At 59.3% G+C, this 25,506-nt stretch carries 19 protein-coding genes; 9 read left to right on the top strand and 10 right to left on the bottom strand.

The features are described 5' to 3' along the window. The first annotated feature begins 6 nt into the window (after nucleotides 1-6). The 3 genes from DRW39_RS05045 to DRW39_RS05035 all read left to right on the top strand — a co-directional run bounded on the left by DRW39_RS05045 (nucleotide 7) and on the right by DRW39_RS05035 (nucleotide 5,052). Complete coding sequence (locus tag DRW39_RS05045) at nucleotides 7-3,126, top strand: SusC/RagA family TonB-linked outer membrane protein (protein WP_116105923.1); 3,120 nt, start codon at nucleotides 7-9, stop codon at nucleotides 3,124-3,126. A 10-nt stretch (nucleotides 3,127-3,136) separates the two neighbouring features. After that, nucleotides 3,137-4,537: a SusD/RagB family nutrient-binding outer membrane lipoprotein gene (locus DRW39_RS05040; protein ID WP_116105922.1), complete on the top strand. Its 1,401-nt coding sequence runs from the start codon at nucleotides 3,137-3,139 to the stop codon at nucleotides 4,535-4,537. Nucleotides 4,538-4,656: 119 nt separating this feature from the next. Then, a complete protein-coding gene (locus tag DRW39_RS05035; protein ID WP_116105921.1) occupies nucleotides 4,657-5,052 on the top strand; it encodes a GlcG/HbpS family heme-binding protein in 396 nt (131 codons plus the stop codon). A gap of 4 nt (nucleotides 5,053-5,056) precedes the next feature. Here the strand turns inward: DRW39_RS05035 and DRW39_RS05030 are convergent, their stop codons facing one another. Genes DRW39_RS05030 through DRW39_RS05020 form a run of 3 tightly spaced genes read right to left on the bottom strand, consistent with a single transcriptional unit; the run spans nucleotide 5,057 to nucleotide 10,775 of the window. Next, complete coding sequence (locus DRW39_RS05030) at nucleotides 5,057-6,457, bottom strand: efflux transporter outer membrane subunit (protein ID WP_116105920.1); 1,401 nt, start codon at nucleotides 6,455-6,457, stop codon at nucleotides 5,057-5,059. After that, nucleotides 6,444-9,629, bottom strand: coding sequence for an efflux RND transporter permease subunit (locus tag DRW39_RS05025; protein WP_116105919.1), 3,186 nt, complete (start codon nucleotides 9,627-9,629; stop codon nucleotides 6,444-6,446). Before DRW39_RS05025 ends, DRW39_RS05030 begins: the two co-directional genes overlap by 14 nt. A gap of 21 nt (nucleotides 9,630-9,650) precedes the next feature. After that, nucleotides 9,651-10,775: an efflux RND transporter periplasmic adaptor subunit gene (locus tag DRW39_RS05020; RefSeq protein ID WP_116105918.1), complete on the bottom strand. Its 1,125-nt coding sequence runs from the start codon at nucleotides 10,773-10,775 to the stop codon at nucleotides 9,651-9,653. A gap of 275 nt (nucleotides 10,776-11,050) precedes the next feature. Between DRW39_RS05020 and DRW39_RS05015 the strand changes: the two genes are divergently transcribed. Further along, the gene (locus DRW39_RS05015) at nucleotides 11,051-11,614 is read left to right on the top strand and encodes a RidA family protein (RefSeq protein WP_116105917.1); all 564 of its coding nucleotides are present in this window, start codon (nucleotides 11,051-11,053) and stop codon (nucleotides 11,612-11,614) included. Here the strand turns inward: DRW39_RS05015 and DRW39_RS05010 are convergent. From DRW39_RS05010 to DRW39_RS05000, 3 genes are all read right to left on the bottom strand, one after another. Beyond that, nucleotides 11,604-12,308 (bottom strand): hypothetical protein, encoded by a 705-nt coding sequence (locus DRW39_RS05010; RefSeq protein WP_116105916.1) that lies wholly within the window; start codon nucleotides 12,306-12,308, stop codon nucleotides 11,604-11,606. The genes DRW39_RS05015 and DRW39_RS05010 overlap by 11 nt on opposite strands. 23 nt (nucleotides 12,309-12,331) lie before the next feature. Next, a complete protein-coding gene (locus DRW39_RS05005) occupies nucleotides 12,332-13,831 on the bottom strand; it encodes an SUMF1/EgtB/PvdO family nonheme iron enzyme (protein WP_116105915.1) in 1,500 nt (499 codons plus the stop codon). A 299-nt stretch (nucleotides 13,832-14,130) separates the two neighbouring features. Next, on the bottom strand, nucleotides 14,131-15,345 hold the full coding sequence (locus DRW39_RS05000) for a hypothetical protein (RefSeq protein WP_116105914.1): 1,215 nt from the start codon (nucleotides 15,343-15,345) through the stop codon (nucleotides 14,131-14,133). Nucleotides 15,346-15,439: 94 nt separating this feature from the next. On the opposite strand from DRW39_RS05000, the gene DRW39_RS04995 reads away from it, so the two are divergent. Continuing rightward, nucleotides 15,440-17,005: a YifB family Mg chelatase-like AAA ATPase gene (locus tag DRW39_RS04995; protein ID WP_116105913.1), complete on the top strand. Its 1,566-nt coding sequence runs from the start codon at nucleotides 15,440-15,442 to the stop codon at nucleotides 17,003-17,005. Between the two features lie 12 nt (nucleotides 17,006-17,017). On the opposite strand, the gene DRW39_RS04990 is transcribed toward DRW39_RS04995, so the two are convergent. Next, on the bottom strand, nucleotides 17,018-18,232 hold the full coding sequence (locus tag DRW39_RS04990) for an OmpA family protein (RefSeq protein WP_116105912.1): 1,215 nt from the start codon (nucleotides 18,230-18,232) through the stop codon (nucleotides 17,018-17,020). An 81-nt stretch (nucleotides 18,233-18,313) separates the two neighbouring features. On the opposite strand from DRW39_RS04990, the gene DRW39_RS04985 reads away from it, so the two are divergent. Beyond that, the gene (locus DRW39_RS04985; RefSeq protein WP_116105911.1) at nucleotides 18,314-18,805 is read left to right on the top strand and encodes a DUF4385 domain-containing protein; all 492 of its coding nucleotides are present in this window, start codon (nucleotides 18,314-18,316) and stop codon (nucleotides 18,803-18,805) included. Here DRW39_RS04985 and argE read toward each other — a convergent pair whose 3' ends face one another. Further along, nucleotides 18,806-19,957: an acetylornithine deacetylase gene (gene argE, locus DRW39_RS04980; RefSeq protein WP_116105910.1), complete on the bottom strand. Its 1,152-nt coding sequence runs from the start codon at nucleotides 19,955-19,957 to the stop codon at nucleotides 18,806-18,808. It lies immediately after the preceding gene. Between the two features lie 134 nt (nucleotides 19,958-20,091). Here argE and DRW39_RS04975 point away from each other — a divergent pair, with 134 nt between their 5' ends. Continuing rightward, the gene (locus DRW39_RS04975) at nucleotides 20,092-20,769 is read left to right on the top strand and encodes a coiled-coil domain-containing protein (protein WP_157975935.1); all 678 of its coding nucleotides are present in this window, start codon (nucleotides 20,092-20,094) and stop codon (nucleotides 20,767-20,769) included. Nucleotides 20,770-20,929: 160 nt separating this feature from the next. Next, nucleotides 20,930-22,078 carry an SPL family radical SAM protein gene (locus DRW39_RS04970; protein WP_198664793.1) on the top strand — a complete coding sequence of 383 codons (1,149 nt, stop codon included), beginning with the start codon at nucleotides 20,930-20,932 and terminating at the stop codon, nucleotides 22,076-22,078. 1 nt (nucleotide 22,079) lies between these two features. Here DRW39_RS04970 and DRW39_RS04965 read toward each other — a convergent pair whose 3' ends face one another. Next, the gene (locus DRW39_RS04965; protein ID WP_232830069.1) at nucleotides 22,080-22,490 is read right to left on the bottom strand and encodes a CBS domain-containing protein; all 411 of its coding nucleotides are present in this window, start codon (nucleotides 22,488-22,490) and stop codon (nucleotides 22,080-22,082) included. Between the two features lie 131 nt (nucleotides 22,491-22,621). Between DRW39_RS04965 and DRW39_RS04960 the strand changes: the two genes are divergently transcribed. Beyond that, on the top strand, nucleotides 22,622-24,160 hold the full coding sequence (locus DRW39_RS04960; RefSeq protein WP_116105908.1) for a T9SS type A sorting domain-containing protein: 1,539 nt from the start codon (nucleotides 22,622-22,624) through the stop codon (nucleotides 24,158-24,160). Nucleotide 24,161: 1 nt separating this feature from the next. On the opposite strand, the gene DRW39_RS04955 is transcribed toward DRW39_RS04960, so the two are convergent. Beyond that, nucleotides 24,162-25,145 carry a tocopherol cyclase family protein gene (locus DRW39_RS04955; RefSeq protein WP_116105907.1) on the bottom strand — a complete coding sequence of 328 codons (984 nt, stop codon included), beginning with the start codon at nucleotides 25,143-25,145 and terminating at the stop codon, nucleotides 24,162-24,164. Nucleotides 25,146-25,506: the final 361 nt, after the last annotated feature.

The raw sequence follows: 25,506 nt of genomic DNA, 5'->3' as shown, positions 1-25,506 counted from the left end.
AGTTATATGAAATGGCATTCTCCCCCGGGCGCCCTGACGCTCTTGATGGGTTGTTTATTCTCCTTTACCCTCACCGCGCAGCAACTCATTACGGGTACCGTAACCGGCGACCAGGGCGAGGCCTTGATCGGCGTTAGCATTCGCATCGAGGGTACGGGTACCGGAACGGTGACCGACCTGGACGGCAACTACAGCATCACCACCCAGGAAGGTAACACCCTGATCTATAGTTATACGGGTTACGGAACCGTCAGCCGGGAAGTAGGCACGCAGACGGTCATCGACGTGGAAATGCAGGCGGGTGCCCAGCTGGACGAGGTAGTCGTCACGGCGCTCGGCATCAGCCGGGAAACGAAGGCCCTCGGCTATTCCGTAGAGCAACTGGAAAGCGATGCCATCGTGCGGACGGAGCAGAACAACCTGATCAATACGCTGCAGGGGCAGGTCGCGGGGGTGCAGGTGACAAGTGCGGGCGGCGGGCCCGGACAGGCATCGCGGATCATCATCCGCGGCGTCAATTCGCTCGACCCCAACGCGAATAACGAGCCCCTCTTCGTCATCGACGGCGTGCCGATCAGCAACGAGACGCTAACCGTGGGCGGCGGTAGCGAGCGGGCGGTTTCCAACCGTATTGCCGACCTCAACCCCCAGGATATCGCGAGCATGTCCATTCTGAAGGGCGGACCGGCCACCGCCCTCTACGGTCTGCGGGCCGCCAACGGGGCCGTGATCATCACGACCAAACAGGGACAGGCCGGCGGATTGGCCATCAACTTCACGTCCACCTACGGAACCGAGGAGGTCAACAAATTCCCCGAGGTCCAACGGACCTACACCCGTGGTTTCGGCGGCGTGTACGATGCCGGCAGTTTCTGGCCCAGCTGGGGACCCACCGTAGCGGAGGCGCAGGAAATCGACCCCGACCACCCGGACGAACTATTCAACAACTACGAGAATGCCTTCAAGCAGGGCGACCAGTGGCGCAATACGCTCAGCGTAAGTGGCGGGAACGAAAAAGCGACCTTCCGCACGTCCCTCAGCCACCTCGACCACGAGGGTGTACTGCCTTTCAGTGATTACGAGAATACCAGCATCCGCATCAACGCCAATTACGTGGCGAACGAGAAATTCAGCTTCGGCGGCGGACTGAACTACATCCGCAGTGGCGGTAACCGGGTCAACCCCGATCGCTTCAGCACCCGCCTGACCTACTGGGCACCGGCGCAGGACGTCAACGATTACATCCGGGAAGACGGCAGCATGATCGGTTACCGCAACGGCGTTAGCGGTAACAACCCCATCTACGGCGAGGCGACTAATAAATTTATCGACGACGTGGACCGCTACATCGGTAACCTGAACTTCACCTACTCTCCCTTCCCCTCGTTAAAATTCAATTACACCCTGGGGCTGGACCAGTACAGCGATTTCCGCCAGAATTACGGTCAGGGATCGGTGTACGAAGGGGCGCCCAACTTCGAGGATAACCTGCCGAGCGGTTTCAACGGCTTTAACAACGAGACGCGCATTCGCAGCCGCGACCTGACGTCCAACATCAATGGCATCTTCACCAAGGACATTGCCGCGGGACTCAACCTGCGTTTCCTGGCCGGCTTCGACGTATTCGATTCCAGCTACGACCGGGTGACCACCGAAGGGCTTGGATTATCCATTTACAACTTCTTCAGCCTGAACAACGCCAGCCAGATCCGGACGTCCAGCAACATCACCAACCGTCGTTTGCTGGGACTGTACGGCGACCTATCGTTCTCTTATCTCAACGCGATCTACCTGACGGTAACGGGCCGTAACGATTGGTCCAGCACCCTGCCACAGGCGAACCGTTCTTTCTTTTACCCCTCCGTCAGCCTCGGGCTGATCATGGACGAGCTGGTAGAGCTTCCTGACTTCGTCAGCTTTTTCAAGCTCCGCGGCAGCTACGCCGGCATCGGAAAGGATACCGATCCATACCGTACGAGCGTAGTCTACGGCAGCATCACCGGCTTCCCCGTAAACGGGGTAACCGGCTGGACGCGCGGCAACCAGCAGGGAGCCCAGGACCTGCGGCCCGAACGGACCAATACCATCGAATTCGGTACCAACCTCCGCTTCTTCCAGAACCGGCTCGCGGTCGACTTTACGTACTACAATGCGAAGAGTATCGACCAGATCATTCCCGTTCCGGTATCCAGCGGCACCGGCTTCTCTTCCTTCGTATTGAACGCCGGCTCCATGCGCAACCGCGGCGTCGAACTGATGCTGAAGGGTAGCCCCGTCGCCACGCAGGATTTCATCTGGGACGTAACCGTTAACTATACCCGTAACCGCAACGAGGTACTGGAAATCTACGAGGGCGTCGAGGATATCCTGGTGGCCGACCATTACGGATACGCCAGCTCTACGGCCAGCATCCGGTTGATCGAAGGGCAACCCTACGGCAATATTTACGGCCAGAGCTACGCCCGCTACGGCGCCAGTGACGACGACCTGTTCATTGATTACAGCCAGCCACTGCTCATCGGTGACGACGGCTTCCCGATCATCGAAACCTCCCAGAAAATTCTGGGCAACACCCAACCCGACTGGTTTGGTGCCCTGATCAGCAGCTTCACCTACAAGGGGCTCGGTTTCTCCTTCCAGCTCGATACCCGGCAGGGTGTCCAGAAGTACAATCAACAGGGTAATTTCTTTTCCGCCTTCGGAACCGCCCCTTACACCCTCAATCGCAACGAAACCATCGTATTCCCGGGCGTGACCGCCAGCGGCGAGCCCAATACCAAGGCCGTCTTCCTCGGGCAGGGAGAAGGGCCCGACGGCGTCGATTACGGCAACGGCTACTACCGCAACGTGTACCGCGGTTCTACGGAAAACTTCGTGGAGGATGCCGACTGGATCCGGTTGCGGAACGTCAGTCTCAGCTACCAGTTGCCGGCCAGTCTGCTACAGAACGTCTTCATCGACAACGTAAGCCTGCGGGTGACCGGCACTAACCTCTGGCTCGACACCCCCTACAGCGGCTTTGACCCCGAGGGCAACCGCGGCGTCGGAAACGGCGACGACGGCTTCGGCGGATTCACTTACCCCGCCGTCCGCAGCGTCCTGTTCACCCTAAATCTTGGATTCTAACCCCGCAGCCATGAACCGTCTTTTTATATACTCCTTTTCGCTGTTCGCTCTGCTGCTCACCACGGGTTGCGGGGCCGATTACCTGGACATTAACGATAACCCCAACGTAGCCACGCGGCCGCCGCTCGACGGACTGATGGCCGGCACTTCGCTCGAAACGGCCACCAACCTGCAAACGGTCAGTAACGGACACGCCGGCTACTTCGTGCAGTACCTCGCCAGCCCCAACGTCGGCAGTTCCACGGATACGTACGACCGGGTGCAGAACCAGGGTGCCTGGGGATCGCTCTACGATACCATGACCGACATCTACGACCTCATCCGCTTCGGGGAAGAGGAAGGGCTGACCCGCCACGTGGCCATCGGCAAGGTTTTGATGGCCATCAACCTAGGCCAGGTGGTGGATAACTGGGGCGCGGCCCCCTATTCGGATGCCTTCACCGGTTCTACGCTGCGGCCGACCTACGACAGCGCGGAAGATCTCTACCAGACCATTTTCAACCTGCTTACGGAGGCCATCGAGTTGATGCCCGCCGCCGTCGATGCCCCGGAAGTAGGGGAGGGCAGCGATTTCATCTACAACGGCGACCTGGACCAATGGACGCGGGCGGCCTATTCGCTGCGTGCCCGTTACCTCAATCACCTCAGCGAGACTGGCCAGTACGACGCCCAGGCGGTGCTATCGGCCGTCGACAACGGATTCACCGGTAACGACGACAATGCCGCCGCGACCGCCTTCGTCAACCGGAACCCCTGGGCGCAGGTTGCCGTAGCCAATGCCGGCCTGGTTCTAGGCGGCTGGCTTTCGGAACAGTTCATCGATGCCACCAACGGCGTGACCTACGGCGAAGAGGATCCCCGGCTGCCGCTCATCACGAACCGCACGGTAGACAGCACCTTCGTAGGTACCCCGAATGGTGCCGGCCGCCAGGGTAACGGTACGGAAACGACGGAGGCATACCTTATTCCGACCAGTATCATTTCCTCGGATAACAGCCCGCTGTACATCATCACCTACGCCGAGCTGAAATTTATCGAGGCCGAGGCCGCGCTGGCCGCCGGTGACCAGGAACGGGCCGATACGGCCTTCCGCATGGGTATCCGGGCGGACATGATGGAGTTCGAGCTCGCCGACTCCGTCATTACGAACTACCTCGCCGCCACCTACGGTGAGGATGCCGTGACGGTGGACGATATCTTCCGCGAGAAGTACGTTGCGCTCTTCCTCAATCCCGAAACCTGGGTCGATGCCCGTCGCTACGACTATGGGTACGCCGATTTTGAACTGCCGCAGCGGGCCGCCCTGCAGGAATTCCCCCGCCGCGTCCTTTACCCGAGTACCGAGACGAACCGGAACGCCGAAAACGTACCGGACGTTACGATGCTCACGCCCATCTTTTGGGATATGTGATTGTCGGCAGGTGAACGGGTGGTGTGCCTGCTGAACGATTAATTTGGGCGGCGGAGCGCAGGAAATGTGCTTTTCACAAACATTACACTGGCTTTAGGTTTAGGTCCCAAACAGAAGCTATGAACGTCACCCTAGAACAAGCCGAAAAAATAGTTGCCGCCGCCCGGAAGAAGGCCAAAGAGATCGACTGCAAAATGGATATCTGCGTGGTGGATTCCGGCAGTAACCTCGTTGCCTTCGCCCGGATGGACGGTGCCTGGATCGGCTCGGTGGACATTGCCATCAAGAAAGCCCGCACCGCCGCTTGGTTTATGATGGATACAAAATCCCTGACGCCGCTGGTAGGGCCGGGTAAAAGCCTGTACCAGATCGAGCAAAGTAACGGCGGACTGATCACCTTCCCCGGGGGAGTCGTGCTGAAAAATGGCGATGAGATCATCGGTGCCGTCGGTGTGTCCGGCGATACGGTAGAAAACGATCACGCCGTAGCCGAGGCGGGCGCATCGGCCCTGTAGCGATCTACTGCCAGCCCCCGCCCAGTGCTTCGTAAAGATTCACCACCGCTTGCAGGCGGGTGTTGCGGGCGTTGACCAGGTCGAGGCTGGTATTCAGCGCGTTTTCGCGGGCCGTCAGTACCTCCAGGTAGTTGGCGTAGCCGTTGATGAGTAGTTCTTCCGAATACTCCGTGGCCAGGTCGTAGGCGGTGAGCTCCTGCTGTTTGACGTCGATCTTTTCCTCGGCGGCAGAAATGGTGTACAGGGCATCCGACACCTCCTTGGCTGCGGTCAACACGGTCGAACGAAAGTCCAAACTCGCCTGCTCCTGCTGCAACTCCGACACGGCGTACTGCGTGCGGATCCGCCTGCCGTCTACGATCGGTCGGACGGCACCGCCCACGAGGGTGGCGAAGAAGGAACTGGGATCCAGGAACTTGCCCAGCGTCAGACTCTGCAAACCCACGGTGGCGGAAAGGGTAAGGGACGGATAGAAGTCCGCGCGGGCCACGTTGGTCAACTCGAAGGCGTTGATGAGCCCGAACTCGGCGGCAATGACGTCCGGGCGGTTGGCCAGTAGTTGGGCGGGAACTCCGGTAGTGAGTTCGGTGGTCAACTGCTGATCGGACAGGGAGGAGCGGGGGAAGTCCCGCGGGTCGCCTCCCAGTAACAGCGACAGGGTATTCTCCAGTAGGTGAATGTTGTTATTCAGATCGATGAGAATAGCCCGGGCGGTAAAAATCTGAGCTTCGGTTTGCTTGACGGCTACCTCCGTTACGTTGCCGGCATCCTTCAGGGCCTGGGTCGTTTCCAGGCTATTGCGGCGGTTGCTGATGGTTTGCTCGGTAACGCGCCGCTGCTCGTCGAGGGCTAACAGATCGTAGTAGGTGGAAGCGATATTGGCGATCAACCGGCTCTTGACGGCGGTGTGGGCCGCTACCGACTGCAGGTACAGGGCACGCTGGGCGCGCTGCGCGCTGCTGATCTTATCCCACACGTCAGCCTCCCAGGAGACCGTACCGCTGAGCTGGTATTGATTGAGGGTGCTGAATTGCGCACCGAACTGACTGTTCTTCGATAGCTCCGAGCGGGAATACTGGAGGGTGCCGTCCACCGTGGGGCGGTTGCGGATACGGGCCTGCTGCAGGTAAGCCTCGGCAATCCCGATCTGCTGGATGGCGACCCGGATGTCGATGTTGTTCTCCAGTCCCTCCGCGATGTATTCCTGGAGGTAAGGATCGGTGAATAATTCCTTCCACGAAACGAGGGCCAGCGAGGCGCTGTCTTGCGTCAGGCTATCCGAACGGTAGTAGGCGGCGGTGACGATCTCTTCCTCCGGGCGTACGTACTCCCTGGCCGAATAGCAAGAGGTAAGCAACAGCGGAATACCGAGCAAGAGGTAAGTCAGCTTATTAGATACGGTCATGTTCCTTCTCTGCTTCAGATGGTGGAATGGGGGGCGGCGGTACGATGTCGGCTGCGGCGGGGGGACCACTGATCTTCTCCTGCAGCCACTGAAAGAAGGCGAACAGGATCGGAATGATGAATACGCCCAGTACGGTACCCACCAACAGGCCGCCAACTGCCCCCGTGCCGATGGAACGGTTGCCCGCGGCACCTACCCCGCTGGCCAGTACCAGGGGCATCAAGCCCAGGATGAAGGCGAAGGAGGTCATCAGGATCGGGCGCAGGCGTGACTCGGCCCCCTCGATCGCGGCGTCGACGATGGACGCGCCGTGGTGGCGGCGCTGGAGCGCGAATTCGACGATCAGGATGGCATTCTTGGCCAGTAGGCCGACCAGCATAATCAGGGCGATCTGAAAGTAGATGTTATTCTGCAGCCCCATTACGGCGGTGGTGAGGTAGGCTCCTAACACCCCGAGTGGCAGGGATAGCAGTACCGCGAAGGGAATGAGGTAGCTCTCGTACTGCGCCGCCAGCAGGAAGTACACGAAGACCAGCGACAGCAGGAAGATGGTCGTCGTCTGGTTGCCGGCATTCACCTCCTCCCGCGTGAGGCCGGAGTAAGCGGTATAGTAGTTCGTGGGCAAGTCCCGGGCTACTTCTTCCACGGCGGCGATTACATCGCCCGAGCTGTATCCGGGGTTGGATGCGGCCGTGATCTTGGCCGAATTGAACAGGTTAAAGCGCGATACGAACTGCGGGCCGTACACGCGCTCCAGGCTTACGAATTCGGTGATCGGCGTCATCTCGCCGCTCCCGGTGCGGACGAAGATTTTATTAAGGTCGGAGACGTTCGCGCGGTCTTCGGGCAGCGCCTGTACGTACACGCGATACTGTTTACCGAAGCGGCTGAAATCGGAGGCGAAGATGCTGCCGATGTAACCCTGCAGCGTGGCGAAGATGCTGCTGATGGGTACGCCCAGTTCCTTTGCCAGGGGGGCGTTAATGTCGAGTTGATACTGCGGGTAAACGGTATTGAAGGAGGATTGCGCGTAGCGGATCTCCGGGCGCTCGGTGAGCCGCGCGGCAAAGTCCTGTTTGGCCCGGTCGAGCTCTTCGAAGCTGCCGCCGGATCGGTCCAGCAGGTTCACCTCGGCGCCGGCGGCCTGGCCGAAGCCGGGGATACTCGGCGGCGAGAAAAAGACGATGTCGGCCTCCGCTATCTCCGCCGCCGCGGCGAACATATTGGCCGTGATTGACTCCAGGGATAGGGAATCGTCGCCCCGCTTGTCCCAGTCGGCCAGCCGGATAAAGCCCAGCCCGTAGTTGCTGCCGGAGCCCCCCAGGAAGCTGCGCCCTTCCACCAGCGTGCCCATTTCCACGCCGGGAATGGAGGCGAGTTTGTCGTAGAGTTCCAGGTTTACGGCGTGCGTCCGGTCGATGGAGGCACCGGCGGGTAGCTCGACGTTGACGAAGACGATACCGCGATCTTCGTCGGGTACGAATCCCGTCTGTAAACTGCCCGAAGACCACCAGATACCGGCCATGGCCAGCAACAGGATCAGCACGGTCAGCCAGGCGTGGCGGTACAGGAAACTCACCGAACGGCCGTAGCGCCTGACCGTAGCATCGAAGCCGCGATTGAAGGCGGCGAAAAAGCGCTTACTGAAACTGCGGCGCTTGCCCTCCACCGGTTCTTCGTGACCCTTCAGCAGCAAGGCACAAAGGGCCGGACTCAGGGTCAGGGCGTTGACCGCGGAAATGATAATAGCCACGATCAGCGTGATGCCGAACTGCTGGTAGAAAACCCCCGTGGGCCCCTGTACGAAGGTAACCGGAATGAAAACCGCCGCCATCACGAGGGTGATGGAAATGATGGCTCCGGATATTTCCTGCATCGCCGTGAGCGTGGCGCGACGGGGATCAGACTCGCCCTCTTCCAGCTTGGCGTGGACCGCCTCCACCACCACGATGGCGTCGTCGACTACGATACCAATGGCCAAGACCAGGGCGAAGAGCGTAAGGAGGTTGATGGAGTAGCCAAAAAGGTTGAGAAAGAAGAAGGTACCTACGATCGACACCGGAACCGCAATAGCGGGAATCAGGGTCGAGCGGAAATCCTGCAAAAAGATAAATACCACGATGAACACCAGGATGAAGGCCTCTACCAGGGTATGCAGGACCTTTTCAATGGATGCGTTCAGAAAGTTATTGGTGTTGTAAGGCACGAAGATTTCGATGCCCTCGGGCAGGGTAGCGCGGATGTTGTCGAGGGTCGCTTCGATGTCGACGATGATGTCGCGAGCGTTGGATCCCTGAATCTGGAAGATGCCCATGCTCACCGCCGGGTTCTTGGCGGTGTAGCTGCTGCCGGAGTAGGACTGGGCGCCGAGCTCCACCTCCGCGATGTCACCCAGACGCAGAAACTCTCCGTCGCCGAGCGCTTTAATGATGATATCGCGGTATTGGGCTTCCGTGTTGAAGCGGCCGCTGTAGCGGATGGCGTAGGCGAAGGCTTCCCCCGCGTTGTCGCCCAGGGAGCCCGCGGCGGCTTCGAGGCTCTGCTCATTCAGGGCGGCCGTGACGTCGGTGGGTACCAGGTTGTAGGCCGCGAGCTTATCGGGTTGCAACCAGATGCGCATCGCATAGTCGCGCTGGCCGAAGAGGTTGACGTCCCCGACGCCGTCCACGCGTTGCATTTCCGGAATAACGTTGATCTTCAGGTAGTTCTGGATGAAGATGTCGTCGTAATCCGGGTTCGTGCTGTAGAACGAGATGAACATCAGCGCGCTGGTTTGCTGCTTAGTCACCGTTACGCCCGTTTGCAGTACAGCCTGGGGGAGTAGGGGATTGGCCCGCGACACCCGGTTCTGAACGTTGACGGCGGCGATGTCCTGATCGACGTTTTGATCGAAAAAGACGGTAATGGACGCCGTGCCGCTGTTCGTGGCCGTGGAGGTCAGGTAAGTCATGCCTTCCACTCCGTTGATCTGCTCTTCGAGGGGAATGATCACGCTTTCCAGAATGGTCTCGGCATTGGCCCCCGGATAGCTCGCGCTGACGGTGATCGTCGGCGGCGCGATATCGGGATACTGCGTAATGGGCAATTGCGTGAGCCCGAGAAACCCCAGGATCACGATGATGATCGAGATCACCGTAGACAGGACCGGGCGGTTAATGAAGGTGGCTAACATGGCAGGAAATTGGTCGGGTGCTTAGCGGAACACGGTGGGCAGGGGCTGAGCGATGCTGTCGAAGGCGACGCTGACCGGCGCGATTTTGGCCCCACCGCGCAGCTTGTTAACTCCGGAGGCGACGATTTCATCACCCTCCTCCAGCCCGGATTTTATCACGAAGAGATTGTCTACCTGCGTGGCGATCTCCAGGGGTACGGCCAGCGTGGAACTGTCCGGCTGCACCCGTAGGACATAAATGGTCCCCTGCTGGTCGAAGGTCGCCGTCTGGGGCACTACCACGGCGTCCGTATACGTCTGGGGAACCCGGATGGTGGCACTGTTGCCATCGTTGAGTAAGCGGGACGGATTGTCAAAAATCGCTCTAACCTGAAGGGTGCCCGTTTGGGCGTTCACCCGGGAGATGACGGCTTCGATCCGGCCCTCGTGCTCGTAGCGGGTGTTGTTGCTCAGCTGCAGTTGGACCTTGGGCAGGTCCTTTACTTTGTCCTCGATGGTTTCCCCTTCGGCGGCCTGCATGAAATCGAGGTACTGCCCCTCGGTTACGGAGAAATAAGCGTATACCTTACTGATGTCCGAAACCGTAGTGAGGGGTTCCGCGCTGGTCGGGCTCACGAGAGCACCCGTGCGCAGGCCGATACGGCCGAGATAACCGTCAATGGGACTGGTGATGCGACCGTAGTTGATATTGGCCGCGATGCCATTCAGTCCGCTCTGCGCCTGCTGGAGCCTGGCCTTCGCGGTCTCCAACTGGACTTCGCTGATGATGTTTTTTTCCACCAGCGGTTGAAGCTTGTCCACTTCCACCTGAGCCGCGTTCACGTTGGCGCGGGCGGCGGCTTCGTCCTCGTTAAGGGCCTGCGTTTCGAGCCGGAACAGGAGTTGCCCCCGGCGGACGTGATCGCCTTCATCCACGAGGACGTCGGTGATGTATCCGGCAATCTTGGCCCGTACTTCGCTGGTGACGATGCCCGTCAGCCGGGCGGGGTACTCGTTAAAGGAGGTAACGGTTCGCCGCGCGACCGAGGTGACCGATGCCCTGGCGGGCGGTGGTGGTGCCGCGGCCTGCGATTCGGAGTCGTCGGTACAGGACGCTAGTCCTACGCACAGGCAAAAGATCGCGGCCAGGGGGATGCGAGTTCTCATAGGCTATGGGGTACACCTACTGCGGAAAAACAGACAGCAGGGTATGCTGGGGTTATGGCCAGGACGAACGACGGAGTCCGTCCGCAGGAATGATGTGCGCTAACACCTTGAAAACCGATTAGGTTGGACCGTCACCTCGCCGAACGCGCGGAGGATAATTGCTTCGTGCCTATTTTACACTATCCGGAGAATCCGGTCACAACAAATCCACGTCGAAACGAAAGGGAAGAAGGGGCAAAGCGCGTACGATTCCCTCACGCTTCGTAAGTTGGACCATGCTCCGAATCCTCATCCTTATCCTGTTTGCGACCGGCTTCATTTCCTGCGCTCCGCCGCAAAAAAAATTGCTCACCGAGTCGTCGACCTACGAATACGACATCGAGACGCGGCTGGAGGAACTCGGCATTCAATTGGATCGCCCGGGCGCGCCGGTCGCGAATTACGTCAACGTGGTTCGAACCGGTAATCTGCTCTTTCTGGCCGGCAAGGGCCCTCGGAACGGGGCGGGGGAGTACATCGCCGGCAAAGTCGGCCGCGAGCTGAGCGTAGAAGAGGGGTACGCCGCCGCGCGCCAGGTGGGGATCACGCAGCTGGGGGTATTGCAGGAAATACTGGGCGACCTGAACCGGGTGGTGCGGATCGTGAAGGTTACGGGGATGGTGAACGCAGCGGAGGATTTTACCCAACACCCCGAGGTGATCAATGGATTTTCGGACCTGATGGTGGAGGTATTCGGGGAGCGGGGCAAGCACGCCCGCGCCGCCGTGGGCATGGCTTCCCTGCCCCGAAATATGGCCTGCGAGATCGAAATGGTCGTGGAGGTAACACCTACTCCGTGACGATGAGGAGCTGCGCCGGTAGGGCTCGGTTTGCGGCCCGTAATTTGACGAGGTAACTTCCCGGTTTAAGGGGGCGTTCGACGGTCAGATGCGCGCTACCCGCGTCAGGATAGACGAGTTCATGGGCCAGCAACTGCCGCCGGGAGGCATCAAAAATATCGACTTCGAGCCTTTCCCCGGCAACGAAAGAGGGCAGACGGAAACTGATACGGTCCCCGGCATTCGGGTTAGGGTACATTTCCAAAGTACCGGCACTTCCGGCGTGGATTACCGACACGACCGGTGAGAAACGCGAGCTTCCGTCGAAGTCGGTGGACAGGAGGCGGTAGTAACTTTTCCCGTGAGGGGGTGTCTCATCCATGAACTTATAGGTGAGCTCGATTCCACCGGCGGAGGTGCCGGCTGCTGGGAGCTGACCGATCTTGGTGAAGGTCTGTCCGTCGGAGGACCGCTGGACATCGAAGTAATGCGTGCCGACTTCGTTAGTCGTACGCCAGATTAGTCGAACCCGGTCTCCTTCGCTGGCCGCGGAGACATCCAAGAAGTCAAGGGGGGCAATCGAACTACTATAAACGTAGGCGGCACTGCCATCGCCGCTACCTCCCCGGTACTGAGCGGTAAGTAGCAGGGGACCACACACGGTGGCCAGCATCAATCCGGCCCGCAGAAAGTAGAAGGTGGATAAGTTTTTCATTACGATCTTTTGAAGAGGTCAGATTAAAGGCCGCGTACGCCACGCCATTGCAGCCAATAGTAGCGGGAAGCGTTGTCAGATGTGACGACCTTGGAGTAGGAGCGGTCGGAGATCCGCATGAAGCTGCGGTGATTGTCGCTCCGTCCGCCACGAATTCCGACACCATCGACGTGGGTCGGCCAGGATGGTACGTCGGCGTAGCCGTCGGGGCCGATCTGCCCGTCGCCGTGCGTATTGGTAAAGGCCCGTCCGGCGGCATCCACGACGGTAATCACGCCTTCCCACTGATTGCCCGACAACTCCATGTTACCGTAGTATCCGGCCCCGGCCGAAACCCGGTCGGAAACGCTGATTTCGGAGACACTGCCGGCGTATACGCCACAGCGCAGGGGCCCCTTTTCCGTCCGGTCGGAGGGGTTGGTATCGAGATAGGTGGCGTTACCGATGATGCCCGTGGTGTGCAGGGTATAGGCGGCAACCTTTTCGTTAGCCAGTCCGAAATTCTCTACGTCGTAGCGGGTATCGGCTACACTGGGATTGCCCCACGCGTATTCGTCCGCTACCGGATAGAGCGGACCGCGGGCGGCCTTTTCGAACTCCAGCTCCGTAAGCGGGCGTAGGCCCGACCAGTCGAAGTAGGCCATCATATCCTGCATGGAGGTATAACCGGCGGCCGTCTCCGGCAGGGTGGTGTAAGCGTCTTCGCCGGAGGCCGGATCGTAAACGATACCGTTGTGGTAGTGCTCGCTGTCGGAATTTTTCCCGTCGGCGGCCGTCACGTCGTGCAGTTGGCGGTGGGTGGGAGAAAGGGTATTGAAGAAGTCAACCCATTGCTGCTGAGAGGTTTCGTACTTCATCAGGTAGAAGGCTTCGAATCCATTGGGGAAGGCGGCGGGGATAGGGCCGCCGAAATCCGCCCCGCGATTGCCGACGTCGGAGTACCAGAGCCGATTCCCGTTGGGGGAAACGGGAATTTCCCCGCCGTTCCGCACGCGGAAGGGTCGTCCGTTGTTCGCCTCAAAAAACTCGTCGACTTCGTCTCCCGTTCCGAGTCCGGTACCGAGGTAAAAGCCTCCTTCGGGGATGTAAACCATCTCGATGGCGAAGACGCGAACTTCGATGTCGGTGCTCCAGCTCATTCCGTCGGCACCGAGGTTCCACTGAAGCTCGAGGCCGGAATACAGGACGTTGCCGGTCACGGGGCCGCTGGCGTAGATCATTGTACCCACATCGTCCATCAATTCCACCACCGAACCTGCGGGGGACGTCGCGACAGCAGAGAGGCGGACGTGCCGCCACTCTCCGGTGCCTATGCGGTATTTGGCGAAGACCCAGGCCGCGTCGTGGTTGCCCGGAGCGGTAGTCACCCGCCAGGAGTTGTCCCATGCCACGTCCAGCATAATGGTAGCGTAACTGGGATCGGTGAAGTTTTCGGTGATGGATACGTTTGTTACACTAATGTTATTCGCCTGTAAACAGACTGAATAGAATAGGACAAACAGGAGTGAAAGGCAATGTTTCATAAGCTGCTTTAGGTGCGGGACATACCGATCCCACCACTCCCGGGGAAGTGTTTTCTTCAAAATGCTGTCTGAGTATAAAACGGGTAGGTCGTACAGGGACCTGAAAAGACTAAGGCGGGGACTTACACTCCAAACCGGTAATAGAAGTGGGTCCGTGGAATATCCACCGGCAACCAAACGGTGCCGGTGGCGGAAGGCTAATCCGGCTGCGGATAAAAGTACCCGACAGACCAGATGTCGCTATAACTGGTGAGGAGCCAGAAATATTATTAGAAAATCTATATTAAAATACTTTTAAATTATTCGCCGCTGCCAAGCCGCCGTACCTCAACCGTGTCGACGGGCACCCGTAGGGAGGCCAGTAGGGCCCGATACCGTCTGGCTGCTTCGCGAGCGTCCTGTGGGCCGGCATAACGCTTGCCCGTGGTCACGGCGGCCGGTGCCCGTGCATCGCGGTCCAGACAGGTGGCGGCGATCATCTCGTGGCCCCGGATTCCGGCGGCGCGCAGGCGTGTCATTCGAACGGATGCGTCGGCATCGGCGTAGAGGCCATCTACCACGACATACGCCACCTCGTTTGGCTTGAGTTCCGGGCACCGGGGAGGAGTAGGGTTGGCGGTTGGGGTAGCATCGCCGGTGGTGTCCGCGAGTGCTTCGAAGTCGACCGGCCCTCCCCCGATATCCACTCCTTCCGGCGTAGGGAGGGCGGGAATGGATCCTTCGCTGGTCTCTTTAATCGGATCTTCTCCGTAGACAAGCATAACCAGTCCGGCCACTACGAGTAAGATGACGAGCACCGAGAACAGCCGGCGCCGGTTCTGCCGCTTCTCGGGTGGGGTAGGGCCGTAGGTAGGTTGGTGATCGATGGTTGCCAGGATTTCGGATCGGCGGCCATAGCGGCTGAGGTAATCGTTAAAGATATGCCGGGGTCGTGGAATCTCGCGGTAAAACAACCGTCCCCGCGCGTCTACCAGGATCAGTCCTACGCCGTTTTTCCGACAGTGTTTGCGCAGCGTGGAAAGTTCTATAGGGTCTCGAAGGGTATTTTTCCCCACGGCCAGCCAGCTTTCGTTGGCGGGGTACTGCCCGAGCTGTCGGATCGCGGGTACGGAGCGCAGAAAACGCAACTGTACCCGCATCACGATAAAGTAGAGCGCAAGATTGCTGCCGATCAACGCCAGTACCAAAACCGGCATAGCCCAGCCTTCTTCCAGCCCCCGGTGACCGAGATAGGCGGACACGAAAGCAAGCAGGACAACGCTAAGTAAGCGGCCGGCACCCTTCTCACCGTGTTTGCTCAGGCGCAACTGGCGGATGGTGGTCCGGCTTTTTGCCTCGACCACTACTACGTATGGTCGCTTTGGCGCACGCATGAACGCGAGGAGCACGTCGGCCCGCTTCAGCTTGGTATATGCTTCGGTACTGACGTAGGCCGTTCGTCGGCGGTAGTAGTCTTTATTTAAGCGTTCGGCGACGGATTGCTGGATGAATCGCTCCGATAACGGTTTCCCCATGCACAAAATTAAATAAAATGTAGGTAATGCTTTAAATTATCCACAAAGTGTTTTAATATTGCTGACGGATGGTAGGTGCCGCAAAACGCAGCACATGCTGGTTAAAACATTTGCGAGCGCCGTGCAGGGCGTGGATGCGCAGTCGATAATTGTAGAGGTGAACGCGGGAGGGCCCGTGCCGGAGAATAAGCCGTGGTACAACGTAATCGGCCTGCCCGATAACGCCATTCGGGAAGGAAGCTACCGGGTGGAAACGGCGCTGCGGAACAGCGGTTACCGCAACCTGCGCCTCCGCACCGTCATCAACCTGGCACCGGCGGACGTCCGCAAGGAAGGGGCCGCCTACGATCTACCCATTGCCGTGGCTTACCTGCGCGCGACCTCCCAGATCCCTCCAGCCCGGGTCGATGAATTCCTCCTGATGGGGGAGCTTTCCCTGGGTGGACAGGTACGGCCCATCAAGGGAGCGCTCCCCATCGCCATCAAGGCGCGACAGTTAGGCTACAAGGGTATGTTGTTGCCCAAAGAAAATGCCCGCGAGGCGGCCATCGTGGATGGCATCGAGGTATACGGCGTCAGTACGCTGCGCGAGGCGGCCGAATTCATATCGGGCCAGACAGAACTGAGCCCTACCGAGGTAGATACCCGCGCGGAATTCTTCCGCGACCGAATGGCCTTTGAGGTTGACTTCAGTGACGTACGGGGCCAGGAGAACATCAAGCGGGCGCTGACCATTGCCGCCGCGGGCGGTCACAACGTGATTCTCGTGGGTCCGCCGGGTGCCGGTAAGACCATGCTGGCCCGCCGCCTTCCGACCATTCTGCCGCCCATCAGTCTGCGGGAAGCACTGGAAACCACCAAGATTCACTCCGTGGCCGGTATTCTTCCCGAAGAGGCGGCCCTGATTACGAACCGGCCGTTCCGCGCTCCGCACCATACCATCAGCGACGTGGCCCTGGTAGGTGGGGGAAGTTTTCCGTGCCCGGGCGAGATAAGCCTTTCCCATAATGGCGTACTCTTTCTCGACGAGTTGCCGGAATTCAAACGGAGTGCACTGGAGGTGATGCGGCAACCGATGGAAGAACGGCGTATCGTCATCAGTCGGGCCCGGATTACCGTGGAGTTTCCTTCCAGTTTTATGCTGATTGCCAGTATGAATCCCTGCCCCTGCGGGTACTTTAACCATCCGGAAAAAGAGTGCAACTGCAGTCCGGACGTGGTGAAACGCTACCTTAACCGGATCAGTGGGCCCCTGCTGGACCGGATCGACCTGCACGTGGAAGTTACCCCCGTTCCGCTGGACAAACTGACCGCCGAACCCGAGCGTCCCGCGGAGAAGAGTGAAGTGATTGCTGGGCGCGTTCAAGCCGCCCGGGCGATACAGGAGGAACGATTCGCTAATCACCGGGGTGTGTACTGTAACGCCCAAATGCCCAGTCGGCTACTTCGGGAGCACTGCCGGCCGGGAGAGGCTGGGAACAAGCTTCTTCGAACGGCAATGGAAAAATTGCAGTTGAGCGCCCGTGCTTACGACCGCATCCTGAAGGTGGCCCGTACCGTAGCCGATCTGGAAGGGGAACAAAACGTGAGCCCGGCCCACCTGGCGGAGGCGATCAACTTCAGAAGCCTGGACCGGGGAAGCTGGGGAGAGAAGCACTAAGTAGGTTGCATCCTAGCGGCTTTCGCGCATGCGGACGATCTTGACTTCCACGCGCTGGTTGCGTTCGTTACACTCGGGGGTATCCTCGATACAAACCGGTCGGTTGCGCCCGTACCCGCGGGGGGTCATGCGCGTACCACCAACATTCAGGTCGTTCAGGTACTGCACTACGCTGACGGCGCGCTCCTCACTGATCCGCTCGGCGAATACTGGTCCGGCCCGGTAACTGGCGTGGCCGCCGATCTCGACGACAACGTCTGCATTAGCGAGCAAGAAATCGGCAATCTCCTCCAGGGCTTCTTCGCTTTCCCGTTCCAGCTCCGCGCTATTGGCTTTGAATTTTATGTCCTCAATGGCGAAAACCTGGCCTACGCGTAACTGGCCCTCGGTTTGCCCGAGCTTCACGGTTGGGCCGGTCGGTTTGGTCGGGGTCGTTTTGGGCCGGGTGTTAGGTTGCCGGCTGGTACGGGGGGGCGTTTCGGGCTCGGGGGAAGGCTGGGGTTCGTTCGTGGCGATGACTTCCGGGGCGGGATCGTTCACGTCGCAGGCTACCGGCGTAAGCGGCTGAATGTTGTCGACCAGTACGTTGCCGTTGTAGGGAAAGAGGATGGGCGTGTTGTAATACGCTTCCAGAATGATGTGCGTGTAGTCCTGTTCGGGTTCGAGCTTGATGGTGTACTCCTGCCAGTCGCTGTTCGCTACTACCGGACTCTTCCCGATGATGGCACCCAGATCGCAGTTGCCATAGCCACCGCGTACCTGAAGCCGGGCCGGCGTATCGTAGTTCACCTCGGTTTTGGAGACCCGACTCTGCGACCGGTAAACGTCCGACTTCGCCAGGTGGAGGCGAAGTTCGTAGCATTGGCCGGCCTCCATGGAGTTGCTCATGCGCTGACTGACTCGCTCATAGGTGTCATTGTCGCGCACCACCATACCCAGGTAGGTGTGCTGGTGGAAAGCCGGTTTGCGAACGTCAAATTCCCGGTGGGGCTCGGGTTGGACGTCTACGGCCGACTCGCCGGGAAAGCCGCAATCGGTCCAGCCGCGCGGTGCCTCGCTGACGCGGGGGATATCTTCGAAGGATGGGTTAGTCAGGTAGATCGCCACGTCGTCCTGCGCCGCAAGCGTCGTGCAAAGGAGCAGGGACAGGGAAACGAATAAATAATGCATCGCGTGTCGATTGTGTTGGCTGGACGAACATCCGGCTACCGGCTCCAGCTTATTCATAGTAACCAGTTAACGCCCCAGTTGGTGAAATGGTGCAAAGAGAATGTTACTGTCCGCCTGCAGATAATCGGTCCTGAAAATATGCGAAAATTCGATTACTCCCTCGACTACGCCAGCCTGAATCTCCGCAAGCGGCCCGACCTCTACGCGATTGGCCGGGGCGAACAGGGCGTGCTTCTCGTGGAGCCCTATAAATCGGAAATCCTGCCCAATTGGCGGTTCAAGGATCCAGACATCGCCCGCGAGTCGTCCGAAAAGATCTACCGACAGTTTCTGGCTTACCTCGAGCAGAATGACTTTGTTGGGGCCGATATGGCCCGTAAGTTTCTACAGATGGGTTATACCCGCTCGCGCCGCTACGCCAACTATCCCGGAGGCAAAAAGTACAAAGGGCCGGTACCCGATGATAAGAAGGGCCAGAGCGGGGCCCACGGTCGGCCGCAGCACGAAAGGGGACCGGAAGATCCCGTAAAGGCCGAGTCCGCTCGTATCTTCAAAGCGAAGTGGGAGGAGGCGAAGGAAAATTCCGATTACCAGAAACAGAAGGAAGCCTTCCAGCGTCAGTACGGATAGTTAGCTGGACAGGTGCTCCGCTAATTTTTCCATCATCCGGCTACAGCCCTCCAACTGTTCGACCGACACGAATTCATTGGCGCGGTGGGCCTGCGCGATATCTCCCGGGCCACAGATGACGCTGTCGAAGCCCGCATTAGAAAACTGCCCGGCCTCGGCGGCATAAGCAACGGTTCCGGTAGTAGATGCGCCGCTTATTTGCTTGATCAGATCGACGATGTCCGCGGATTCCGCCGTGTCCAGGGGCGGCACCGGCGGATGGAGCGGCAGGTGTTCGATGCGAAAATCCGGATAGATCTTGCGACAAACCGTTTCCCGCTCGTGACAATACGCCTGAAAGTCGGTGAAGATTTCTTCCGCGCTGTCCCGGGGGATATTGCGGTAATCCCAGTCGAAGCGGCACTCGTTGGCGATGATGTTGAAGGCCGAACCGCCCGCTATCTTACCCACGTGGATACTGGTGTGATTGGGGTGGAAGCGATCGTCGAGGTGCCCGGCCTGAATGAGCGATTCCATTTTTTCCTCCAGGAACACTACCAGCCGGGCCGCCTCGTGTACCGCGTCCACTTCCTGCCGGATGCGGCTGCTGTGCCCCTGGCTGCCGTGGACAACGGTCGTGTAGACCATGATCCCCTTCTGGCCCACCATGGGTTGCAGCATCGTCGGTTCGCCGATGATGGCGCCGCCGGGCTTTTCGTCGTAGTGATCCCGAATGGATTCCGCCACGATATCCCCGGCGCGGCAGCCGACCTCCTCGTCGTAGCTGAAGGCGAAGTAAACGGGGCGCTTTAGGTCAGCTTGCTGAAAATGGGGTACGGCGGCGAGGCAGCAAGCGAGAAAGCCCTTCATATCGCAGCTGCCGCGGGCGAAGTATTTATCTCCTTTTCGGACCAATTCAAACGGATCCGTATCCCAGGGTTGTCCCGCGGTCGGTACGACGTCCATGTGGCCGCTGAGGATGATCCCGCCGTCCGTAGCCGGACCGATCCGCGCGTGCAGGGCAACTTTGTCACCGGCATCATTGGGGACGCGGGTATAGGTTACCCCATGCTCGGTGAGGTAATCTTCGATCCAGCGGGCGACGGGAAGGTTACTCTCCCCGCCGAGGCCGGGGAAGCTTACGAGGTGGGATAAAATTTCGGCGGCTGTCATGGGGGCGAAGGTACGCGGCGGAGTGCGGGTCGTGTGTCGGGAGCAGGGTAAGGGGTGTTTTACCGGCGGCGACGTATATTTTGTGACTATTTACGGACGGCGCGTCCTACTTACACTACCTATCAACGATGGCCATGCGCGTATTACACTACTCCGTTTTCCTGTTTTGCCTGCTGGGCTTTTCAACCGTAGTCGCCGCGCAGGTAGCCTCCCGGCAACTGGCCATGAGCAAGGGTAACAACGAGGCCCTCATCCTCGACCTGCCCACCGCCGACGCCGACGACGTGGAGGATCTCTGGGAAGACTGGCTCAAGGATACCTACGGGGTCAAGACCTCTAAAACCCGCAAGGTGCGAACCGGCGAGTTGTCTTCCCTCAATTTCGAGCTTCCCGGTATCGGCAGCGGGAACAAAGTGGACCTCTACAGCATGATCCGGGAGATGGGCGAAGGGAGCGAACTGACGGTCTGGATCGCCACCCCTCAGGGCTACGTTGGCCCCGACCTCAATACCGCCCAGTACAACGAAGCGGAAAAGATGCTCATGCGCTTTGCCCTCGAAGTCAGCCGCTACCAGATGGAAGAGGATGTCGACGCCCAGGAGGACCTGCTTTCCGACCTCGAAAAAGAACTGGACCGCCTGAAACGCGACAAGGAGCGTGCCGAAAAGGATATTGAGGATGTCCGCGAACGGATCGCCAAACTGGAGGCCGAAATTGCCGCAAACTTGGTCGATCAGGAGAGCAAACAGGCCGCCATCCAGGATCAGATCCAGGTGGTAGAGGAAGCCAAGCTCCGGCTGAAGAAATTTTAGCCCAGGACCGCGGACCGAAGGATTGACCGCCAGAGAAATTATCCGCGCCCGGGTTGCCCCTGCTTGTCAAGCATTGGTCTTGGACGGCCTTCCTGCCGTAACCGACCATTTCCGAAACACTTTTCAAAGGGGCCCGGTTAGGCAGGCAAACACCCAGACCATGGCCCGCCCCCTCAAGAGCGCTCCCCACATCAGCGGGCGCGAACCGGAGAATGCCGAGGGTATCTCGCAGTCCGCCGCTCCCCCCGTGACGACCTTCCCCGCTGCGACCCGGTCAGTCGGGCGACCGGCCCGCCTATGGAAGCCCAAGCACGTTTACTTTACGGCCGACGCCTTCCGGGAGCCACACGGTATCCGGATCGCCGAACGCTTGCGGGCGCTCGGACTGGATTATGAGGTGATGAAGGCCAACCACTTACCCAAACTCGGCGGAAGCACTACGGCGGAAACCTACCGAAAGGCTAAAAATACCCTGGCGGTCGTCAACGCGCCTCCCAGCGCGATGCGGCTCACCCCGATCCCGCCCTCCGCCGACTGGCAGTTTCACCTGGCCAAGGGATGCCCGGCCCACTGCCAGTATTGCTATCTGGCCGGTAGTCTACCCGGAGCCCCCGTTACGCGCGTCTACGCTAATCTGGATGCCATCCTGGAAAACAACGCCACTTTTATCGACCCGAACCGGCCGTTGACCTCCTTCGAGGCCAGTTGCTACACCGACCCGCTGGGGATCGAGCACCTGACCGGGTCCATCAGCCGCGCCATCCAGTGGTTTGGTTGCCAACCGGAAGCGCGGCTGCGATGGGTTACCAAATACGATGCGGTCGATCCGCTCCTGAAGTTGGAACACAACGGCCAGACCCGCTGCCGCATCAGCCTTAATGCCGATTGGGTAACCCGCCGTATCGAAGCCGGTACCGCCGACCTGGAAGCCCGCCTGCATGCCATGCGCCGGCTCGCGCAAGCGGGCTACCGTGTAGGAGCCGTATTGGCCCCCCTGATGCCCTTCGATGGGTGGCGGGAGGGATACGCGGATATGCTCGCCCGTTTGCGGGAAGCCCTGGACTTTGAAGTGGATCTGACCTTCGAACTGATCACCCATCGCTTCACACCGGGCTCCAAGGACATTCTGCTCGAATGGTACCCGAAGACCCCGTTGGACTTCGACGAGGACCGGCGATCCAAGAAGCGGAATAAGTTCGGCAGTTACAAATTCGTCTACCCCAAGGAGCAAATGACGGAGCTGAAACAATGGTTTGGGGAGGAGATCGGGGCGCGCTTTCCGGAGGCGGAGATCTTATACTTTACCTGATCTAACGGTTTTTATAGTCTTCCAACTCCACCTCCTCATCATCTAACAACCGGATCAGGTCGTGCGTAGTCAGCATACCTACCGGCTCTCCCGCCTGCCCCATGACCGGAAGGGCGTGAAAACGATTCATGCGAAAAAGATTGGCCGCGGTGCGGACGGTGTCGTCGGCTTCGATTTTGACCAGCTTGGTGGACATGATGTCCGCTACGGTTCGGGAGTTCGTGGAGGGCGCCAGCAGACGCAGGTAATCGGATGTACTCAGTAAGCCAACCAATTGCCCCCCGTCGACGACCAGCAAGTGATGAATTTCATGTCTCCCAAAAAGCCTGCTGGCCTCCTCCAGTGGGGTAGTGGGCGTAACGGTTACCAGATCGGTGGTCATGAGTTTGCGGACGGGGAGTAACGGATTCATGGTCGGTGAGTTTGAATCAAGATAACGGATGGCCCCGTCAAACGGGTGCGCGGCGATGCAACTTAACCGTCAAACCGTACGCAGAAACCGTAACGAATGGTCCCCGGCGCTCATAAAGGAAAAACGACACGATGAGGCGTACACTTACTTTCCTGATTCTGCTATTGACTTCTTTCGTTGCTGTAGGGCAATGCCCGGCCCCTAACTTGCTCCAGATCACCGAATACCAGCGTACTGCCGTGGTGCTGGTCAGCAACATTGACGCTAATTCGGACAGCATACAGATTTTGCTGGGTGACGAGTTTTTTCTCGACGCCAACCGCGATGTATACGACACCGTCTACACTTTCGCCTCTGATGGTGCTTCGGGTGCCTTTATTCTCTATGACCTGGAGCCGGATAGCCCCTATCGGGTCATTGTCCGGAGTATATGCGATGACGTCCCCGGTCTTTCGACCGAGCGCGGTGAACTATTCCGTACCGAGCCCGCCGGTCCCCCGGAGAACGACAATCGCGGTAACGCCTATTTCCTGGGGGGCGCCATCGTGCGCTGCGCCTACTATCCCGGAACCACCCGGGATGCTACGCCCACCGACACACAGGGGCCCGGTTGCACGGGCGCGGCGGACGACGAAGTGTGGTACAGCCTCCGCCAGGTATTTGAGGAATACCGGGTCTCCTTCCGACCCGTGGGGGGAACCGATCAGGACCTCGTGGTGGAGGTATTCGATACCCAAATGAATACCATCGATTGCCTGGACGCGGGGGGCGATGGCGTGGAAGAGACCTACCACATCACCGGATTGGGGCAAGATGAATACCGCTATTTCCGGGTCTTCAGCAAGGGGGCGGGATATACTGACTTCGAATACTGTCACTACGGCATTCCCGCGCTGCCGGTAGCTACGGGTACGGGGTGTATCAGCGTTCCGGCGGTGACCTTCGATGGCGGGGGTGCGCCGGACGAGCTGGTGGATATCGTTGACGGTAACGGTGCCGTCGTCGTCAGCCTCGAAAACACGCAGCCCCTGGGGGAGGTCAACGTCAGTTACTACGGCCACGACGGAGAATTGCGGACAACCGAGAATAGTGCCCGCTACGCCAGCCGCAACGTGACCATCGTACCCGCGACCCAGCCCGGTGACACGGTGGCGGTCCGCATCTACCTTTCCGCGGCGGAGGTAGGTCAGCTCCTTCAGTCGGGGGCGATAAGCGGAGCCGGTGAGCTCGACGTAACGAAAATTTCGGCGGCGACTTGCTCTAACCTCTTCCCGGGGGGAGGTAAAAACGTCACCTTCCGCGACGCGGGAACGTACGGGACGGGTTACTTCGTCGAGGTTGACGTGACGGAATTCAGTGAGTTCTTCGTGCATCCCCGCTCGGAACCCCTCACCACTACCACCGCCGTCGTTGAAAATGGGGGGGCGAACCAGCCCTGGGGCGTGGCACCCAATCCCGTCACCGACCGCGTCATCCTTACTCCTCCCACCGAACTGGAGGACCAGCGGGTAACGGCCGACGTGTTCGATGGTATGGGACGCAGCGTGACGCACCGGATATTATCCGCCGGTTCCAGGCAGACCCTCGATACCGCTGACTGGCCAAGTGGCGTATACGTTCTCGTGCTGACGGGAATGGATACCCGGACGACGATACGCCTGGTCAAGTGATTTATCCGGTCAGGCCATCGTAGGCGTTCTCACTCACTTCCAGGCCCGCCCAGCTTGCCTTGCCGTCGTAAACAACCTGGCCCCTGCGCTCGAGGCGAACACGAAGTTCCGCCCGCAGGCTCTCGTTGATTTTTCCGGTCATGGCCCCGCCGATCGGGCTGGCCAGATCTCCGCCGGGAGCGGGATAGCCGGTGATGGTCAGCCGGTACCGCCGCCTGGTGAAGGTTACGGTTACTTGCTCGGCATGCCGGTCCAGGTCAACGGTTACCTTCGACCGGTTCCAGGTGGTGAACAGGTATACCCGTCCTTCCAGCAGGAAGGTGCAGAGGAAACCCCGGAAGCTGTTGCTCAACCAGGGTATACTGGCCACGCTGAACATCAGGCTGGCCGGCGTTTCGGTGCCGGATAGATGGTTGCTCTGCCCCCAAATCCAGGCGTCGGGAAAGCCGCGTCCCCAGTCCTTTTCGGTGTATCCTATGCCGCCGGCCGGGTTGATGGTTTGCCCTGCGCTGGTTATGGTACCCTTTAAACCGTGGTGCAGGCTGATTAATCCGTGGTAACACTGCATACCCGGTATGAAGCCGTACCAACCCATTACGCCGGGGGCCAACGGACGTCTACGCCAGGGGGTGAGTTCGTTGAATTGCAGATCGATGTTGAGATCGGGTAAGTCGATGCAAAGGTGATCGGTGGCAAAGTGGTGTGGACCCACCTGCAGACTGAACCGATCGGCGGCCGGTCGAAAATCGTGGATGGTGTATTCGTGGTAAGTAGAGCAGGCGCGTGCTCCGTCCAGGACCTGGAGAAAGCTATGTCCGCAGCCCGTGGCATCGTAGCTGATGCCGGGAATAAAGGCGTAGGCAAAATATTCGTCCGGTATAACAATCTTGAAGTACCACCCCTCGAAGTAAGCGCGCCGACGCCCCCAGCCCTGAAAACGGGAGGGGTCCAAGCTGGCCCGGCGGCGGAGCAAAAAGTGGTGCATGGGCGCAAATCTGACACGGCCCCGGCATGCAAATCCGGAACAATAGTATCGGTCGGGCCAAAGGACCCAGGACCGAAGGTGGTGGTTAAATTCTTAGACGTAAGAAGCAGTCAGGCTGCTTCCGGTGTCCAGAGGGGGGCAGTTCAGGGGGGCTAAGGTATTATGGTTTGGATAATTTCCCAATTTCTGAACGATAACCACTTAACGCAGCAGAGGGGGAATAACTTCTGTCGGACACGAAAAATGACTTTTGAAAAGAGGGGGCTTTGAGCTACCCGTCGCCACTACGGAAACCATGGAGTCCCCCGTGCGCCCGACAGGGAGCCCACACCTGGTCCGGGTCCAGGTACGATCGAGCCGT

It is taken from the genome of Lewinella sp. IMCC34191, assembly GCF_003390935.1.
GTDB lineage: Bacteria > Bacteroidota > Bacteroidia > Chitinophagales > Saprospiraceae > Neolewinella.
Note: the sequence above shows the minus strand (reverse complement) of the source record. Positions and strands in the feature narration are given on the sequence as shown.